This is a genomic window from Umezawaea sp. NPDC059074 (assembly GCF_042738955.1).
In the GTDB taxonomy this organism is placed as follows: Bacteria; Actinomycetota; Actinomycetes; order Mycobacteriales; family Pseudonocardiaceae; genus Umezawaea.
The window spans coordinates 16,848-32,844 of record NZ_JBHYHC010000050.1; the positions used below are offsets into that span (position 1 = coordinate 16,848).

Genomic DNA, 15,997 nt, shown 5'->3' on the forward strand with positions numbered 1-15,997 from the left:
CTGACAATGCCCGCCGGACCATCTCGGCCCCCGGTCCCACGTCCCGGAACATGTTCCATAGATGGTCGGGTCGACGCGAAGACCATCCGGACCGTCCTGATAGCCCCACCGCACCGTCCTACGTCGCCACCGCTCGAACAGTCGACATCGGCCTATCCGGACACATATGGAAGCTCAATCCCGCACAGGAATCAACGCAAAAATGCGGATGTCACTCCGTCGCACTCCTATGCCGCAATAAGGAACGAGGTCTTCGTCAATTGGTCACCGCACATGCCGACTTCACTGGTGTGAGGCCATCGCTGTGAACACCTCGGCGGTCAACACGTTCTCCAGCCTTCACTCGCCGTCACGGCAGCGGCAGACCGACCTGCCCTCCCAGGAGACCTCATCCAACAGCCTGCCGCTGATCGACGCAGCAACGGAACTCTGGTTGTCCGATATCTGCCGCATCCTGCCGGTCCGTCGGAACGGTGGCCCCAGGCTCACGGAGGCATTCGAGAGCCCTTGCGCGCCGCCAAGCCACCTGACCAGCACGGACGACATTATCGGCAAGCACAGCGTCGGGACGCACAAGCCTTGTCCCTGCCAAAATCTCATCCCTGCAGGTGAAAGAGGGTTCATAGGGACCCATGCGCGGATGCAGTCGTGGTCGCGCCCTGCGTGAGTACGAGCAGTTCTACAACACCCACCAACCCCACCAAGGCGTCGCCAGCGCCCGACCACTACACGCGCTCCCACAATCGACCACCGCTCAGACAACAGTCACCAGCTCGACACCCTCGACGCCAGCAACTGGGCGGCATCCTCAACGAGTACCATCTAGCGGCCTGACCAGCACGGACGTAATTTTCGGCATGCACAGGGCTCCGGTGGCCGAATCTGCACATGGGGCACGGGGTGGTCAAGGTCGATGCCAAGACCGGGGCGCTGCACGAGATCGGCGGGCATTTGGAACTCGCGCCGCCGAAATCACCCGCGAGTGTCCGGACGGTGCATCTGCCGGAGTTCCTGATCAAGCTGTTGCTGGAGCACCGGGCCGATACCGATCACGAGCACGTGTTCACCGGGGTCGATGGCGGACTGATGCGGCGGACGAACTTCCAGCGTCGGGTCTGGTTGCCCGCGGTCGACGGGAACAAGCGGAGGGGGTGGGCGCCACTGTTCCCTGGTTTGCATCTACATGATCTACGGCACACGCACAAGACGTGGACGATCGAGGACGGGGTGCCGGAGGTCGTGCAGCGTCGGCGGTTGGGCATCGGATGGACGGGGGGCGGGGGCGGGGGGCGCTACTCGCATGTGACGCAGGCCATGACCGACCACCTGCTCGACGGGATGCACCGGCGGTGGGAGCGGTGATGGTGACCTCTACCCGGAAAACTCGGAAACAGTGTGATCGAGGGTATGTGGCCTTGATCGTTTGCTCCCAAACGCCAGAAAAGCCGATCAGCGATGATCGCTGATCGGCTTCCTGACCTGCAACTACTTGTGGACGATACAGGGATTGAACCTGTGACCCCTACCGTGTCAAGGTAGTGCTCTCCCGCTGAGCTAATCGTCCGAGGCGGAGACGGGAATCGAACCCGTGTACAGGGCTTTGCAGGCCCTTGCCTAAGCCACTCGGCCACTCCGCCATTGTCCTGAAGGCTAGCATCAAGACTTTGGCCTGAGCCCAAGGGGCCCTCTGCCGAGCGGACGACGAGATTCGAACTCGCGACCCTCACCTTGGCAAGGTGATGCGCTACCAGCTGCGCCACGTCCGCACGCCCCGCGAAATTCTGGAACTTTTTGCCCTTTTGGGGCTTGTTGTTCCGGTCTTCCGTGGTGCTGAGGGAACTTTATTACATGTACCGCGTCAGGATCAAATCGGGGTACCCGTAAAGCCGTTACGGGCCCCCGACCTCGGGTTTTTCAGGTCAGGTCGTTGGAGATGAGGTGGGTCAGGGCCTCGTCCACGTTGACCCACAGGTGCTCGTTGCCGGGGACCACGACGTCGTAGGTGCGGTCGAGGAAGTCGGCGAGCTCCTGTGCCGACGCCTCGAACATGGCGTGGCCGGACGGGGAGCTGAGTTCTATGACGACGACCTCCGGGTCGTCGGCCGCCGGCCTTATGCGGACGTCGCCGTCGCCCGCGTCGGCGATCAGGCCGTCGGCGAGGAGGTCGCGGGCGTAGACCCACTCCACCCAACCGGCTCGGCCGGTGCGGAACGCGGCTACCACCGCGTACGGGTCCTTGGTGTCGTATCGGAGCTCGACCTGCACCGGAACGGCCGGGGTGCGTGGCGCCAGCAGGTCGAAGACCGCTGTCGAACGGAGCGTGACGTGATCGTTGCGCATCGTCGTTACCTTTTCTCCCTTCCCGGTCAAGGAAACGACCGAGCACCCATCTTGTGACGTCTCTGTGGTGGAAAACGTATGGGGAGCCAGTTCGGATCACCCGATCGTGGCATCCGCGCTCCGTTCTGCGACTTGTTCGCTGCGTTCCGTGGCCGCTCGGGCGTCGGCGCCACCCATCTTGCTGGGTTTAACCTGAACCTGGTACCGGCTGTTGTGCGAATGTTGGACGTGAGGACCTCTCTGGTGGCTGACTCGCCCGCTCCACCGCCGCAACCGATGCCCGCCGACCCCAGGTCAGCGGACGTCGGAAGCCGCGATGGCCGACCAACCGACCCCGAACTGGTCACCCGACTGGCGCAAGGTGATCGGACCGCGTTCGGCGAGCTCTACGACCGCTACGGGAGACCGGCGTACTCGCTGGCCAGGCGCATCTGCGTCGACCCCGACCTGGCCGAGGACATCGTCCAGGAGGCTTTCCTCGCACTCTGGCGAAACCCGAGCCGCTTCGACGCGTCCCGCGGCGGGTTCGGCACGTGGCTGATGACCGTGGTGCACCACCGCGCCGTCGACGCCGTCCGCAAGGAGAACACGCAGCGGAGGCGGAATGTTCCGCTCACCGACGAGCTCTCCGAGCGCAACGTGCCGCCCGCTCCGGGGTCGGACCTGGAGGCGCTGAACAGCGTCGTCGGGGCCGAGGTCCGGGAGGCGCTCAAGAAGCTGCCCGAGGACCAGCGGCAGGTCATCGCCTTGGCCTACCTGGGGGGATACACGCAGATAGAGGTGGCGAAGTTGACCGGCGTGCCGCTGGGCACGGTGAAGTCGCGCACGTTCGCGGCCATCCGCAGGCTCCGCGGGACGTTGGCCGGTGTCTGGAGCGCCGAGTCGGGTTCCGACCTCGCCACGCCGAACAACACCAAGGGAGCGCACCGGTGAGCGGGGACCGGAAGACCGAGTGGTGCGACCAGGAGGAACTGGCCGTCGGATGGGCCATGCACGCCCTCGAACCGGATGAGGAGGCACGGCTGCGCGCCCACCTCCCCGAGTGCGCGACGTGCAGGCGAACGGTGCGGAACACCGAAGCGGTCACGGCCGCGATCGGCCAGTCCGTCGACCAGTACGACCCTCCGGCGCGCCTGAGGGCCAACCTGATGGAGGCGATCGAGCACACGCCCCAGGAACTGCCGTCGACCGTCGTCGCCAAAGTGCCGGACCGCCAGGAAGTGGCGGAACCGATCTCGCTCGAGGCCCGGCGGGGCCGCAAGGCCAACCGGACGCGCGTTCTGTTCGCGGCGGCCGCTGTGATCCTCGTCGCAGTCGTGGCCGGGGCGGTGGGCCAGCGGCTCACGAGCCTCTCCGACCAGGTGACCGCGCAGCAGGCCAGGACCGATCAACTGGAACACACGTTCCGGCTGGCCACGGACCCGGCGACCAAGAAGGCCGTGCTGCGCGCACCCGACGGCACCGCTATGGCGGTCCTCCTTTCGGGTGACGACGACGCGGCCGTGGTGCCGGAGGGGATGCCCGCGAACGACGTGGCCGCGCAGACGTACGTCGTGTGGGGCACGAGCGGGCCGAACCCGGTCGCGCTGGCGACGTTCGACGTGACGTCGGGCTCCAAGGACATCGTCCTGAAGTGGGACCGGAGCGCGTACAACCACGACGGGCTCGCGATCTCGCTGGAACCCGGCCGGACCCCGCCCGCCTCGCCGTCCGCCGTCCTGGCCGCGGGCCAGGTGGCGAAGGCCTGACCGCGACCGGGAAGATCACCACATGACGACCGACCAGCACGACGACACCACGCCCGACGCCGAGCGCGGCGGACACGGGCCGCGGCACTGGTTCCGCCGCAACCCGGCCCTCAACCTCGCGTACCGCGTCGGCGTGGGCGTCGTCGGCGGCCTGGTGCTGGTCGCGGGAGTCCTGATGATCCCGTACCCCGGCCCCGGCTGGCTGGTCGTGTTCGCGGGCTTGGCGATCCTGGCCACCGAGTTCGAGTGGGCGGGCAAGGTCCTCAAGTTCGCGAAGCACTACTACGACCTCTGGGTCGCCTGGCTCAAGCGCCAGTCGCTCCTCGTGAAGCTCCTCGTCCTCGCCGGAACCGGCCTGATCGTCCTGGCGACCCTCTGGCTGCTCGGCGCGTTGGCGCTGGTCGGCGGCTGGTTCGGCATCCACGAACCATGGTTGGAGAGCCCGATTTTTGGGTCCAAGGGTTGATGTTGTAAGCTATGACCACACCGCGAGAGCGGGGAGCAGGACAACTGAAGATGGGCGTTTAGCTCAGCGGGAGAGCGTTCCGTTCACACCGGAAAGGTCACTGGTTCGATCCCAGTATCGCCCATGGTTAGCAGATAGTCCTCGACCTTCTTGGTCGAGGACTATCTGCTTTTGCGTGTTATTCGGAATCCGCACTTCGCGGACATCGGCATTCCGGTCCCCTTCCGCGTGATCGCTTGCCAGTGACACCGGAATGACGCGCTGACGAGTGATGGGACCCCGGACGGGGAGTTGGCCGAGTTTTGCGCTCCCCCGTCGAGGGCCACGCGTGGTGGGGGGCCGGCGAGTCGGTGCCGATGGCGTGGTTCGCGCCGCATCCATCGACCTAGTGATACTTGCTTGCGTACGCAAGCTCTGTCGCCTACGCTTCCCCCATGGGCGGGGAAGTCGTCAGGGGCGGCGGGTGGTCACTGGTTTCGTAGGGCTTGGGCGATTTGCTGTAGGACCGGGGTGGCCGTGGTGACGTCCGACTTGGTCAGGTGGTCGAAGACGAACTTGCGGACGCGTGCCAGGTGGCCTGGGTAGGCGGATTGCAGAGTCTTCAGGCCGGCGGGTGTCAAGGAGGCCAGGGAGCTGCGGCCGTCCGAGTCGGACTTGCACTTCGCCACCAGGGTGCGTTTTTCCAGGCTGTCCACGACTCTGCTGATCCTGCTGAGGGACAGCGAGGTCGTAGTGGCCAAAGTGGACAGTCGCAGTTCTCTTTCCGGGGCCTCGGAGAGGGCTACCAGGACCGAGTACTCCGTCATGGTCAGGCCGCTCTCGCGGAGGAACTGGTCGTCCAGTGCTCGGGGCAGCGCTTGGACCACGTCGGTGAGCGCCCGCCACAGGGCTTCCTCGTCGCCGTCCAGGGGTTTTGGGGCCACGGGGGCGACTGTAGCCAACGCTTGCTTGCCAACACAAACAGAAAGCGCTCGCCTCCACGAGGGGGTGGGCCGCCTGAGGTGAAGGACCGTCATGAACTCGAACAGGCGCAAGTTCCTCACGTTCGCCGCGCTCGCGGTGCCGACGGCGGGTGGGATGCTCGCGTTGCCGGGCACGGCGTTCGGCGCGTCGGGCGACCTGCCCGACTTCCTGCCGATCCCGCGCGCGTCGCTCGGACCCGCGGTCAACGCCGACGGGTACCACGTGGACAGGATCAAGGGGAACCTCTACTGGGTCACCGATTCCTTCTACCAGGCCATGTTCCTGACCACGCGCGACGGCGTCGTGCTGGTCGACGCGCCGCCGACGATCGGCCACAACCTGCAACGCGCCATCGACGACGTCACGAAGGTCAACGGCAGGCCGAACAAGGTCACGCACCTCGTGCACTCGCACTTCCACGCCGACCACGTCGGCGCCTCCGGGATCTTCGGCAAGAACGTCGAACGCGTGGCGCACAAGGAGACCGCGCGGCTGCTGCGCGAGGCCCGCGACCCGAACCGGCCGGTGCCCACGACGACGTTCGACGACCACTACACGCTGCGCGTGGGCGGTGAGACGTTGCAGCTCGACCACCACGGGCCGAACCACTCCCCCGACAACATCTTCATCCACGCGCCGAACCAGGAAACCCTGATGGTGGTGGACGTCGTGTACCCCGGCTGGGCGCCGTTCAAGGGGCTCGGGGTCTCGCAGGAGGTGCCGAACTGGGTGCGGATGCACGACGTGGCGCTGCGCTACCCGTGGCGGACGCTCGTCAGCGGCCACCTCGGCAGGCTCGGCACGCGCACCGACGTGACCCTGCAACGCGACTACGTCACCGACCTGCGGACCGGCGCCGAGGCCGCCATCGCGAACCTGGACCCGTCCCCCTACTTCGCGAAGTACGGACCCGCGGCCAACGCGTGGGCGATCTTCGACGGCTACCTGGACGAGGCCGCCCGACTCGCGGCCGACCCGGTGATCGCCAAGTACGCGGGCACGCTCGCCGCGGTGGACGTCTTCACCTTCGACAACGCCTTCGCGCTGGTCGAGTCGGCGCGCATCGACGCGGGACGGCTGGGGCCGTTCGCCATCCACCCCTAGGCCGCCGCTCGTCGCGGGAATCCCGGTGGCGCACCGGGATTCCCGCGATCGGAACGGCTAGTAGGCGGCCACGACGTCGAGGACCCAGGTGACGCCGAAGCGGTCCTTGACCATCCCGTAGAGCGGCGAGCCCCACGGGGCGGGGCCGAGGTCGGACAGCACGGTGGCGTCCTGGACGAGGCCGTTCCAGTAGGACGTGATCTCGTCGGTCGAGTCGCCGCGGACCGAGACGTACACCGGCTTCTCGCCCCGGTCGTAGGACTGGGTGGACGGGACGTCGAAGGCCATGACGTGGAAGCCGTTGTCGGCGCGGACCTCGCCCCAGGTGATCTGGTCGGCCTCGGACGGGTCCACCGGGGTGCCCGCTTCCCCGTGGGTGAACAGCTGGGTCTTCCCGCCGAACACCGACTGGTAGAACTCCAGCGCCGCACGGGCGTCGCCGCGGAAGTTCAGGTGCGTGGTGGTCGTGATGGCCATCGGGGGCTCCTCCGTGATCGGGTGTCGAACACGGTCAGCTTCACAGCAGTAGAGGACAGGGTGCGGCCTCTACTCGACACGACTTCGTCAGACGCGGGCGATCCGCAGGCACAGGCGGCGGAGGACGGCGCGCAGTTCGTCGTCGGGCAGGTGGGTCAGGCTGCGGGTGGCCGGGCCCAGGTCGTTGACCATGGCGAAGGCGGCCCGCTGGTCGGGGGTCGGGTCGTCGCCGAACAGCAGGCGCAGGCCGCGGGCCGCCAGCTCGTCGAGCCTGCGGCTGATGCCCTCGTGCCTGCGGATGATCGGGTCCTCGCGGTTCATCGGCGCGACGGTGCGGTGCGCGACGACGACCTGCTCCACGAACCCGTCCACCACGAACTCCAGCCGCGCCCGCTTGCCCCTGATGGCCTCGGCCTGGTCGAGCAACGCCGTGAGCGCGAGCACCGCGCCCTCCAGGAGGGCTTCGAGGATCTCCACCTTGGTGTGGAAGTAGTAGTAGACGTTGGCCTTCGTCACGCCCATGGTGTCCGCGATGAGCTGCAACGACGTCGCGTCGAACCCCTGCTCGACGAACAGCTTCCTCGCCGTTTCGAGCACGGACCTGCGGGTGTTCTCGGCTTGTTCGGCGCGGGTCGGCGACATGCGGCGATGGTAGTCGGGGTGGTGGCACGGGTTCGTTGGCCGATCGGCTTGCGAAATCGAGGAGTCGCCGAGATGGTCGACTTCTCGACAGCAGGGCGATCTACAGCGACGACCACGCCTTCGCGAGTCGTCGGGCCGCTTCGGCGAGGGTGGTGGGGGTGTGGAAGCTGTAGGAGAGGCGGATCGTGGGGGTTGGGGTGTGGCCGAAGTTGGAGCCTGGGATGACCGGGGTGCCTGCTTCTCGGGCCGCGGTGAGGGCCGCTGATTCGGTGATGCCGTTGGGGAGGGTGCACCAGAGGAAGAAGCCGCCTGGTGGGGTGGTCAGGTGGAAGCCTGGTGGGAGGTCGGTCGACAGGGTGGTGGTGAGGGCGTCTCGGCGTTGGCGTAGTTGGTCGCGTAGCCAGGTGACGTGGTGGTGGTACGCGCCGGTTTCCATCAGGCCCGCGACGGTGACGGCTGCCAGGTGGTTGAGGCCGCCGCCGCTGCTGAAGACCGCGCTGTCGGCCATCGCGGTCGCGGTGGCCGGGTCGGTGGCGAGCCAGCCGAGGCGTAGGCCGGGGGCCAGGGACTTGGAGAACGTGCCCAGGCGGAGGACGCCCCGGTAGTCCGCGAGGGAGGCCACCGACGGGGGTGGTGGGGTGTCGAAGGCGATGTCGGCGTAGGCGTCGTCCTCGACGATGGTGACGTCGTGGTTTCTTGCCACCTCGATCAACGCCAGGCGGCGGTCCAGCGGGGCTACCAGGCCGGTGGGGTTGTGGAATGTCGGCAGGAGGTAGATGAAGGCCACGTTCGTGCCGGTGGAGCGGTGGTCGTGGAGGGCCTCGTCGAGCGCTGTCGGGATCATGCCGGAGGTGTCCATGGGGACGCGGGTGAGGGTCAGGCCGCGTTCGGTGAAGACGCGGGTGCCGTAGTCGTAGGACAGTTGGTCGGTCACGACCGCGCCGGGGGGTGCGTGGCGGGCCAGGAGGTCGAGGGTGGTGGACGTGCCCGCGGTGATGACCACCTGGTCCGCGTGGCACGGGGGGCCGTCGGCCTTGCCGATGCGGGCCGCGAGGGCTTCACGCAGGGGTAGTGGGCCCTGGTTCTCGCCGTAGGTCAGGGCCGCTGGGCCGTAGTCGGCGAAGGCGTCGGCGTACGCCGTGCGGAGCAGGTCGGTCGGCAGGAGCGCGGGGTCGAGGTGGCCCGGACCCAGGTCGATCACGCCCTCGGGTTCGGCGATCTGCACGATTCCGGCCAACCATCGCGATCCACCCGGCACCACGGCCACCTCTCCTCCGTTGTCACGACGAGTCAGAGGGTGCCACGACCGGCCGCACGGTCCGCGGGTTTGCCTTCGGCCGGTCTACCCTCGGCGGCATGGAGTGGGCGTTGCCGGAGTGGACGGTGCTGGCGCTGCTGGGCGAGGAGCCGCGGCACGGGTTCGCGGTCGCGGCGCTGACGGCGGCCGACGGGGCGCTCGGGCGGGTCTGGACCGTGCCGCGGCCGATGGTCTACCGGGCGCTGGGGCGGCTGGAGGGCGCCGAGCTGATCACGCCGGTGACCGTGGAGTCCGGTCCTGGTCCACAAAGGACCGTGTACGAGGCGACGGCCGCCGGGCGGTCCGCCGTGGCGGAGTGGCTGGAGCGGCCCGCGGAGCACGTGCGGCAGCTGCGGTCGCACCTGCTGGTCAAGCTGGCACTGCTGCACCGGCGGGGGCTGGCCGCCGACGAGCTGCTGCGGAGGCAGCGGGCGGTGCTCGAACGGGTGGTGGCGGCCCTCGACGCGGAACCCGGCGAGGGCTTCGACGCGGTGCTGCTGGCGTGGCGGACGACGAACGCGAGCGCGGCGCTGCGGTTCGTCGACGAGATCTCGCGCTCCCCGGCGTAACGGTTCGGGCCGCCCGGTCGAACTGGGTGTCATGAGGTTCGTGATCGCGCCCCTACTGCTCGCCGCCCTGACCGCGGGCTGTTCCAGCGTCGTCGCCGGGTCCGGCTCGGCGCTGCCGACCAGCACGACACCGACCACGACAACGACGGCGGCCACCACCACGACGACGACGACGACCAAGTCGCCCCCCACCAAGCCCACGAGGACGCCCACTCCCCCGCCGACCGCGATCGACGAGAGCGCGCCCGCCCAGTACTGCACCCACCAGTTCACCGGGGCGCTCGGCAAGCCGATGCTCGCCGTCGTCGTCGAGACCCCGGCGGGCAGGCTCACGTGCGACCGGGCCGAGGCCGTGCTGGTCGACTACTACACCCAGCGGTCCGACCCGACGACCGGCCTGCCGCCGCTGGCCGTCGGCGACCTGTCGTGCAACCAGATCCCCGAGGGCTCGCTGGCGCAGGTCGTCTGCTCCGACGGGGACGACCTCATCTACTCGATGTGGCCGCAACGCTGACACGCGAACAGGGTCGGGGGGAGTCGCCGCTCCCACCGACCCTGGTCAGTGCGCCGCACCGGTGAGACGCCTCTCGGCGAGTGGCCGCTCGCAGCGGCTGAAGGGTGAGGCCCGGGGGTCCTGCACCGGTGTGGCAGCCAGTACAACGCCTGGCGCGCCGGGATGTTCCCGGTGTGGCTCAGAGCACCACGTGCTCCGCGTAGCGGCTCACGACCCGCGCCAGCACCACGTCCGGGTCCTCGCGCCACAGGTCGGCGTTGAAGATCTCCACCTCGACGTCGCCGGTGTAGCCGGCCTTCGCGACGAGGCCCCCGAGGCGGCGGAAGTCGATGTGGCCGTCGCCCATCACACCGCGGGCGAGGAGGGTGTCGGCGGGGAGCGGGGTGATCCAGTCGCACACCTGGAACGAGGCGATGCGGCCCGCCGCCCTGGCGATCTGGCGCTCCACGTCCGGGTCCCACCAGACGTGGAAGGTGTCCACGACGACGCCGACGACGGCCGGGTCGTGGGGTTCGGCCAGGTCGAGGGCCTGGCCGAGGGTGGACAGGACGCCGCGGTCGGCGCAGTAGAGCGGGTGCATCGGTTCGAGCGCGAGGCGGACGCCGTGGTCGGCGGCGTACGGGACCAGTTCGGCGAGGACGTCGGCGACCCGCGCGCGGGCGGCCGGGAGGTCACGGCTGCCCTCGGGGAGGCCGCCGACGACGAGGACGAGGCAGTCGGCGGCCAGCGCGGCGGTCTCGTCGATGGCGTGGCGGTTGTCGGCGAGGACCTCGGCGCGGTCGGGGGCGGTGAAGAAGCCGCCGCGGCACAGGGAGGACACCCGCAGGCCCGCGTCGGTGATCAGGGCCGCCCCGGCGGCGACGCCGACCTCGTGCAGGGGTTCGCGCCAGACGCCGATCGACGGCACGCCCGCCCGGACGCACGCGGCCACGGCTTCGGGCAGCGTGCAGGCGTTGACGGTCTTCTGGTTGAGGGACAGGCGGTTCACCGGACCACCCCGTGCACGTCGAGCAGCGCCGACAGGCGGTAGGCGGCCAGTTCCGGATCGGGGAACAGGCCCGCCCGGTCGGCCAGCAGGTAGGTCTCGACCAGGTGGGGCAGGCTGCGGGCGCTCTGGAGGCCGCCGACCATCGAGAAGCCGGGTTGCAGGCCGGAAAGCCAGGCCAGGAAGGCGATGCCGGTCTTGTAGTAGTAGGTCGGCGGGCCGAACACGTGCCGCGCCAACGGGAGCGTCGGGGCGAACGCGGCGTCGTAGGCCGCCTCGTCGCCGTCGTCCAGCGCCTGCAACGCCCGTGACGCGGCGGGGGCGATGGCGGCGAAGACGCCGAGCAGGGCGTCGCTCCGGTGCACGCCGTCGCCCTTGATCAGCTCCGGGTAGTGGAAGTCGTCGCCGGTGTAGAGGCGCACGCCCTCGGGGAGCCGGGCGCGCAACGCCTTCTCGTGGTCGGCGTCGAGCAGCGACACCTTCACGCCGTCGATCCGGTCGGCGTGGTGGTGCACGAGGTCCAGGAACGCCGTCGTGGCCTCGCCGACGTCCGCCGACCCCCAGTAGCCCTCCAACGCCGGGTCGAACACCGGCCCCAGCCAGTGCAGGACCACGGGTGTGTCGGCGAGCGGCAGGATCCGGTCGTAGACCCGCCGGTAGTCGGCGGGCCCGGCGGCCAGGCGGGCGAGGTGCCTGCTGGCCATCACGATCGCCTGCGCGCCGGACGCCTGCACCACGTCGAGCTGCTCGGTGTAGGCGCGGACCACCTGGTCCAGGGTGGTCGCGTCGGCGTGGTCGGTGCCCGCGCCCGCGGCGATCCGGACTCCGAGGACCTTCGCCTCGGCGGCGCTGCGGCGGATCAGCTCCCGCGTGGTGGCCCAGTCCAGGCCCATGCCGCGCTGGGCGGTGTCCATCGCCTCGGCCACGCCGAACCCGTAGGACCACAGGTGGCGGCGGAACGCCAGCGTGCTGTCCCAGTCGACCACGGCGGGCGCGCCGGGGCCGTTGTCCCCCAACGGGTCCGCCACGACGTGGGCGGCGGCGAACGCCACCCGTGACGTGAACGGCGCGGCCGGTTTGGTCCACGCCACGGGGTCGCCCGGCTCGTGGTCGCGCAGCGAGCCGTCCGGAGCGGGCAGGGTGATCACAGCTCGACCCGCCGGTTCGTGCGGGAGGACTCCAGGCCCGCCTGCGCCAGCCGGATGCCGCGCAGGCCCGCCAGGAAGTCGTACGGGTGCGGCGCGTCCTCGACCACGTGCCGGACGAACTGCTCCCACTGGGTCTTGAAGCCGTTGTCGAACTCGGTGTTGTCCGGCACCTCCTGCCACTGGGAGCGGTAGGAGCGGGTCTCCTCCAGGTCCGGGTTCCACACCGGGCGCGGCGTGACCTCCCTGGGCTGCACCACGCACTTGCGCAGGCCCGCCACGGCGCTGCCGAGGGTGCCGTCGACCTGGAACTCGACCAGTTCGTCCCGGTGCACGCGCGTGCACCACGACGAGTTGAGCTGGGCGATCACGCCGCCCTCCAGCTCGAAGATGGCGTACGCGGCGTCGTCGGCCGTGGCCTCGTAGGCCGCGCCCGCCTCGTCGACCCTGGTGGGGATGTGGGTGGCGGTCTTGGCGATCACCGAGGTCACCGCGCCGAACAGGTTCTCCAGCACGTAGTTCCAGTGGCAGAACATGTCCACGGTGATGCCGCCGCCGTCCTCGGCGCGGTAGTTCCAGCTCGGCCGCTGCGCGGTCTGCCAGTCGCCCTCGAACACCCAGTAGCCGAACTCGCCGCGCACGCTCAGCACGCGGCCGAAGAACCCGCTGTCCACCAGGCGCTTGAGCTTGAGCAGGCCGGGCAGGTACAGCTTGTCGTGCACCACGCCGTTCTTCACGCCCGCCTCGGCCGCCCGGCGGGCCAGGGTCAGCGCGCCCTCCACGGACTCGGCGACCGGCTTCTCGGTGTAGACGTGCCGCCCGGCGTCGATGGCCCGCAGGATGGACTTCTCGCGCACGGCCGTGAGCTGGGCGTCGAAGTACAGCGGGCACGAGTCGTCGCCGAGCGCCGTGTCGAGGTCCGTGGTCCACCGGGTCAGCCCGTGCCGCTGCGCCATCTCGGCGAGCTTGTCGGCGTTGCGGCCGACGAGCACCGGCTCCAGCTGGACCCGTGACCCGTCGGCCAGCTCGACCCCTCCCCGCTCCCTGATCGCGAGCACCGACCGCACGAGGTGCTGCCGGTATCCCATCCGTCCGGTCACGCCGTTCATCACGACGCCCAGGGTCCGCGTGGCCATTCGACCTCCTTTGGAAAGCGCTTTCCAAGTTACCGTACAACAGTTCTCGGATCAGGTGAACCGGGCGAACCACTCCGCCGCCGCGCGCAGCGGCCCGTCGACCGGCGGGATCTCCGGGTACCAGGCCTTCTCCCACTCCAGCGACACCCACCCGGACCAGTCGCGCAGCAGCGAGCCGCACTCGTCCAGCGGCACGTCCCCCAGCCCCGGCGCGACCGGCGTCCCGGCGTCGACGTCCTTGACCTGGAAGTAGCCCAGGTACTCCCCCAGCACCTCCCGCGTCCGCGCGGGCGCCTCGCCGGAGCGCCACGGGTGCACGGCGTCCCACAGCACGGCGACCAGGTCCGGCTCCTCGAACGGCGTCACCAACTCCACGGCGGCCTCCCCGGTCGGGTGCGAGTCGTGCGTCTCGACCAGCAGCCGCACCCCGGCCGCCCGCAGGTCGTCCAGCACGGCCCCGATCCGGCCGCGCGACTCGCCTGCACCGCCGGGGAACACCCGCACCGACGGCGCTCCGATCCGGTGGGCCAGGTCGATCAACGCCCGCAACTCGGCGACCACGGGCTCGTCCGGGCCCGGCGCGCACACCTTCGCGTACCCCGCCAGGCAGGCCGCGACGAGCCCGTGGTCGGCGAGCTCCCCCCGTGCCCGGTCGACCTCCCGGCGGGAGAGCCCGAGGTGCACCTGCTCGTCCGGGTGCGTCCGGATCTCCAGACCCCGACACCCGTGCGAGGCCGCCACGCGGGCCGCCTCGCGCAGGGGGACGCCGGGCATCCCCAGCGTGCTGACGGCGAACTGCCAGGCCATGTCCGTTCCTCCAGACCGGGGGCGGGACGCCCTCGCGGACGCCCCGCCCCGTCGCTCACGTGCCGTCGATCAGCCGGATGGCGATCGCCGGGTTGAACTGCCCGGCCGGGGTGCTCGGCGCGATGCCGCACAACCCGTCGGAGTTGCCGGGCGTCTTGATCCACAACAGCATCTCGGCTCCACCGCCGACCTGCGCGGTGACACCGAGCTTGCGGCCCGCCGGGTTGCACCACTCGCCGTTGCTGCCGTTGCCGTTGCGGCTGGTGTCCACGACGAACTTGGCGGCGTAGCCGAGCGACGAGACGACCTGGTTGCCGTAGCTGGTCGACGCGCCGGTGGTGTAGTAGTTCGACACGTTGACCGAGAAGCCGCGGATGTTGCGCACGCCCGCGGAGTTCAGCCGACTCGCCATGGTCGCCGGGGCGACCCAGCCCGCGTTGCCGCCGTCGAGGTAGACGTAGGCGTTGGGGGCCTTCTGCTGGAACATCTGGGTCGCGTACGTGAGCATGCCCAGCCGGTCCTGGATCGCCGCGGAACTCATGCAGGAGAAGTCCCCCAGCGAGTCCGGCTCGATGACGACGACGGCGGGTTTGGTCCCGACGCCCGCCGCGAAGCTGGAGATCCAGGTCCGGTAGGCCGACACGCTCCCCGCTCCCCCACCCGAGTGCCCACCGCAGGCGTCCCGGCCGGGGATGTTGTAGGCCACCAGCACCGGGAGCTTGTCGTTGGCGTCGGCCGCGCCCACGTAGCTCGCGACCAGCCCTCCGATCCCGCTCTCGTTGCCGAACCAGCGGGCGATCGGCTTGGAGCCGATCGACGACTGGATGCGCGCGGCTCGCGCGTCGCCGGGGTTGTTCCGCGCCCAGACGGCGGGCGAGGAGTTGGGGTTGACGTAGAAACCGCTGGTCAGGTCGAGGGGGCTGGCGGCGTGCGCGGTGGGCACGACCGTCAGCAGGGGCAGGGTGACGAGGGCCGCCGCGAGGCGGGCTTTCCACGACATTGTGGATCCTCTCTACAGGGTGTGGGCCGCCGCTGGGCCCGTGGTGCGCGCCGCTCCGCTCGTCCCTCGGGAGCGGCGCCGCGGCGGTCGGGTCAGCGGGCGTCGACGAACGCCGCCACCCAGGCGAGGGACGAGTTCCAGTTGATCGCGACCTCGTTGGTGGACCACGATCCGATGTCGTCGATGTAGCACTTGGCGGGCTTGCAGCCGGGCAGGTTCTGCTGCGCCACGGGGTCCTGGAGCCCGGAGTTCGGGCCACCGGCCAACGAGCCGGGCGGCGGGCTGGGCAGCGCGGGGTTGATCTGGTGCGACCAGTGCCGGTGGTGCTGGTTGTGGCTGGCGCGCTCGCCGTACCCGCTGACGAACGACTGGTTCAGCCCGTTGCGGCCGAGCAGGTAGTCCATCGACTCCAGCACGCCGTCCCGGTACTCGCGCCGGAAGCTCAGGTCGTAGGCCACGCCCATCACCATCGCCGCGTTGGTGGTGGCGCTGGTGGAGCCCCAGGCGTAGGCGCCGTCGGTCGGCAGCGAGGGGTTCGGGTAGCCCTGCTTCTTGAGGTCGCGCAGGTAGCCGTCGGCGACGGACAGGATCCGCTTGCGCGCCGGGAGGACGCGGTCGACCGGGAACCGCTCGGGCAGCCGGGCGATGGTCAGGTCGGCCAGCGCGCCGGTGTCCTTCCAGGAGAACCCGGCCGGGGTGAGCCTCGTGGTGATCCGGGACAGGTACGCCCGCTTGCCGGTGGTCGCGTACAGCTCCGCCGCGGCCCAGGAGAACTCGTCGCTGACGTCGGTGTCGTCGTAGGCG

18 protein-coding genes and 4 tRNA genes are annotated in these 15,997 nt (G+C 69.7%); 8 read left to right on the forward strand and 14 right to left on the reverse strand.

Annotation, left to right across the window (positions count from 1 at the left end; translation table 11 throughout):
• Positions 1–900 precede the first annotated feature (900 nt).
• Positions 901–1,362 carry a hypothetical protein gene (locus ACFWW9_RS22965; protein ID WP_390381361.1) on the forward strand — a complete coding sequence of 154 codons (462 nt, stop codon included), beginning with the start codon at positions 901–903 and terminating at the stop codon, positions 1,360–1,362.
• A 130-nt stretch (positions 1,363–1,492) separates the two neighbouring features.
• On the opposite strand, the gene ACFWW9_RS22970 is transcribed toward ACFWW9_RS22965, so the two are convergent.
• The 4 genes from ACFWW9_RS22970 to ACFWW9_RS22985 all read right to left on the reverse strand — a co-directional run bounded on the left by ACFWW9_RS22970 (position 1,493) and on the right by ACFWW9_RS22985 (position 2,340).
• A tRNA-Val gene (locus ACFWW9_RS22970) sits at positions 1,493–1,564 on the reverse strand.
• Position 1,565: 1 nt separating this feature from the next.
• Positions 1,566–1,637, reverse strand: a tRNA-Cys gene (locus tag ACFWW9_RS22975).
• A gap of 56 nt (positions 1,638–1,693) precedes the next feature.
• A tRNA-Gly gene (locus tag ACFWW9_RS22980) sits at positions 1,694–1,766 on the reverse strand.
• Between the two features lie 148 nt (positions 1,767–1,914).
• A complete protein-coding gene (locus tag ACFWW9_RS22985; protein ID WP_106189084.1) occupies positions 1,915–2,340 on the reverse strand; it encodes an SsgA family sporulation/cell division regulator in 426 nt (141 codons plus the stop codon).
• A gap of 243 nt (positions 2,341–2,583) precedes the next feature.
• On the opposite strand from ACFWW9_RS22985, the gene ACFWW9_RS22990 reads away from it, so the two are divergent.
• The 4 genes from ACFWW9_RS22990 (at position 2,584) to ACFWW9_RS23005 (ending at position 4,678) form a co-directional block, all read left to right on the forward strand.
• A complete protein-coding gene (locus ACFWW9_RS22990; protein WP_390381364.1) occupies positions 2,584–3,273 on the forward strand; it encodes an RNA polymerase sigma factor in 690 nt (229 codons plus the stop codon).
• The gene (locus ACFWW9_RS22995) at positions 3,270–4,088 is read left to right on the forward strand and encodes an anti-sigma factor domain-containing protein (protein WP_390381367.1); all 819 of its coding nucleotides are present in this window, start codon (positions 3,270–3,272) and stop codon (positions 4,086–4,088) included. Before ACFWW9_RS22990 ends, ACFWW9_RS22995 begins: the two co-directional genes overlap by 4 nt.
• A gap of 22 nt (positions 4,089–4,110) precedes the next feature.
• The gene (locus ACFWW9_RS23000) at positions 4,111–4,554 is read left to right on the forward strand and encodes a TIGR02611 family protein (protein WP_390381370.1); all 444 of its coding nucleotides are present in this window, start codon (positions 4,111–4,113) and stop codon (positions 4,552–4,554) included.
• A 52-nt stretch (positions 4,555–4,606) separates the two neighbouring features.
• Positions 4,607–4,678, forward strand: a tRNA-Val gene (locus tag ACFWW9_RS23005).
• A gap of 343 nt (positions 4,679–5,021) precedes the next feature.
• Here the strand turns inward: ACFWW9_RS23005 and ACFWW9_RS23010 are convergent.
• Positions 5,022–5,477 carry a MarR family winged helix-turn-helix transcriptional regulator gene (locus tag ACFWW9_RS23010; protein ID WP_390381373.1) on the reverse strand — a complete coding sequence of 152 codons (456 nt, stop codon included), beginning with the start codon at positions 5,475–5,477 and terminating at the stop codon, positions 5,022–5,024.
• Between the two features lie 91 nt (positions 5,478–5,568).
• Between ACFWW9_RS23010 and ACFWW9_RS23015 the strand changes: the two genes are divergently transcribed.
• The gene (locus ACFWW9_RS23015) at positions 5,569–6,621 is read left to right on the forward strand and encodes an MBL fold metallo-hydrolase (protein WP_390381376.1); all 1,053 of its coding nucleotides are present in this window, start codon (positions 5,569–5,571) and stop codon (positions 6,619–6,621) included.
• Positions 6,622–6,678: 57 nt separating this feature from the next.
• On the opposite strand, the gene ACFWW9_RS23020 is transcribed toward ACFWW9_RS23015, so the two are convergent.
• From ACFWW9_RS23020 to ACFWW9_RS23030, 3 genes are all read right to left on the reverse strand, one after another.
• Positions 6,679–7,098, reverse strand: coding sequence for a VOC family protein (locus ACFWW9_RS23020; RefSeq protein WP_390381379.1), 420 nt, complete (start codon positions 7,096–7,098; stop codon positions 6,679–6,681).
• Positions 7,099–7,185: 87 nt separating this feature from the next.
• Positions 7,186–7,740 carry a TetR/AcrR family transcriptional regulator gene (locus ACFWW9_RS23025; RefSeq protein ID WP_390381382.1) on the reverse strand — a complete coding sequence of 185 codons (555 nt, stop codon included), beginning with the start codon at positions 7,738–7,740 and terminating at the stop codon, positions 7,186–7,188.
• A 100-nt stretch (positions 7,741–7,840) separates the two neighbouring features.
• A complete protein-coding gene (locus ACFWW9_RS23030; RefSeq protein ID WP_390381385.1) occupies positions 7,841–8,977 on the reverse strand; it encodes an aminotransferase class I/II-fold pyridoxal phosphate-dependent enzyme in 1,137 nt (378 codons plus the stop codon).
• A gap of 119 nt (positions 8,978–9,096) precedes the next feature.
• Between ACFWW9_RS23030 and ACFWW9_RS23035 the strand changes: the two genes are divergently transcribed.
• Positions 9,097–9,606, forward strand: a complete 510-nt coding sequence (locus ACFWW9_RS23035) for a PadR family transcriptional regulator (RefSeq protein WP_390381388.1) — start codon at positions 9,097–9,099, stop codon at positions 9,604–9,606.
• Positions 9,607–9,637: 31 nt separating this feature from the next.
• On the forward strand, positions 9,638–10,120 hold the full coding sequence (locus ACFWW9_RS23040; RefSeq protein ID WP_390381391.1) for a hypothetical protein: 483 nt from the start codon (positions 9,638–9,640) through the stop codon (positions 10,118–10,120).
• Positions 10,121–10,298: 178 nt separating this feature from the next.
• Here the strand turns inward: ACFWW9_RS23040 and ACFWW9_RS23045 are convergent, their stop codons facing one another.
• The 6 genes from ACFWW9_RS23045 to ACFWW9_RS23070 all read right to left on the reverse strand — a co-directional run.
• On the reverse strand, positions 10,299–11,108 hold the full coding sequence (locus tag ACFWW9_RS23045; RefSeq protein WP_390381394.1) for a sugar phosphate isomerase/epimerase family protein: 810 nt from the start codon (positions 11,106–11,108) through the stop codon (positions 10,299–10,301).
• The gene (locus ACFWW9_RS23050) at positions 11,105–12,253 is read right to left on the reverse strand and encodes a dihydrodipicolinate synthase family protein (RefSeq protein WP_390381397.1); all 1,149 of its coding nucleotides are present in this window, start codon (positions 12,251–12,253) and stop codon (positions 11,105–11,107) included. Before ACFWW9_RS23050 ends, ACFWW9_RS23045 begins: the two co-directional genes overlap by 4 nt.
• The gene (locus ACFWW9_RS23055) at positions 12,250–13,386 is read right to left on the reverse strand and encodes a Gfo/Idh/MocA family protein (RefSeq protein ID WP_390381400.1); all 1,137 of its coding nucleotides are present in this window, start codon (positions 13,384–13,386) and stop codon (positions 12,250–12,252) included. The genes ACFWW9_RS23050 and ACFWW9_RS23055 overlap by 4 nt, the downstream gene beginning before the upstream one ends.
• Positions 13,387–13,437: 51 nt before the next feature.
• A complete protein-coding gene (locus ACFWW9_RS23060) occupies positions 13,438–14,193 on the reverse strand; it encodes a sugar phosphate isomerase/epimerase family protein (RefSeq protein ID WP_390381403.1) in 756 nt (251 codons plus the stop codon).
• 55 nt (positions 14,194–14,248) lie between these two features.
• The gene (locus ACFWW9_RS23065; RefSeq protein WP_390381406.1) at positions 14,249–15,193 is read right to left on the reverse strand and encodes a glycoside hydrolase family 6 protein; all 945 of its coding nucleotides are present in this window, start codon (positions 15,191–15,193) and stop codon (positions 14,249–14,251) included.
• A gap of 92 nt (positions 15,194–15,285) precedes the next feature.
• On the reverse strand, positions 15,286–15,997 hold a 712-nt coding region (locus tag ACFWW9_RS23070; RefSeq protein WP_390381409.1), incomplete at its 5' end, for a glycoside hydrolase family 9 protein.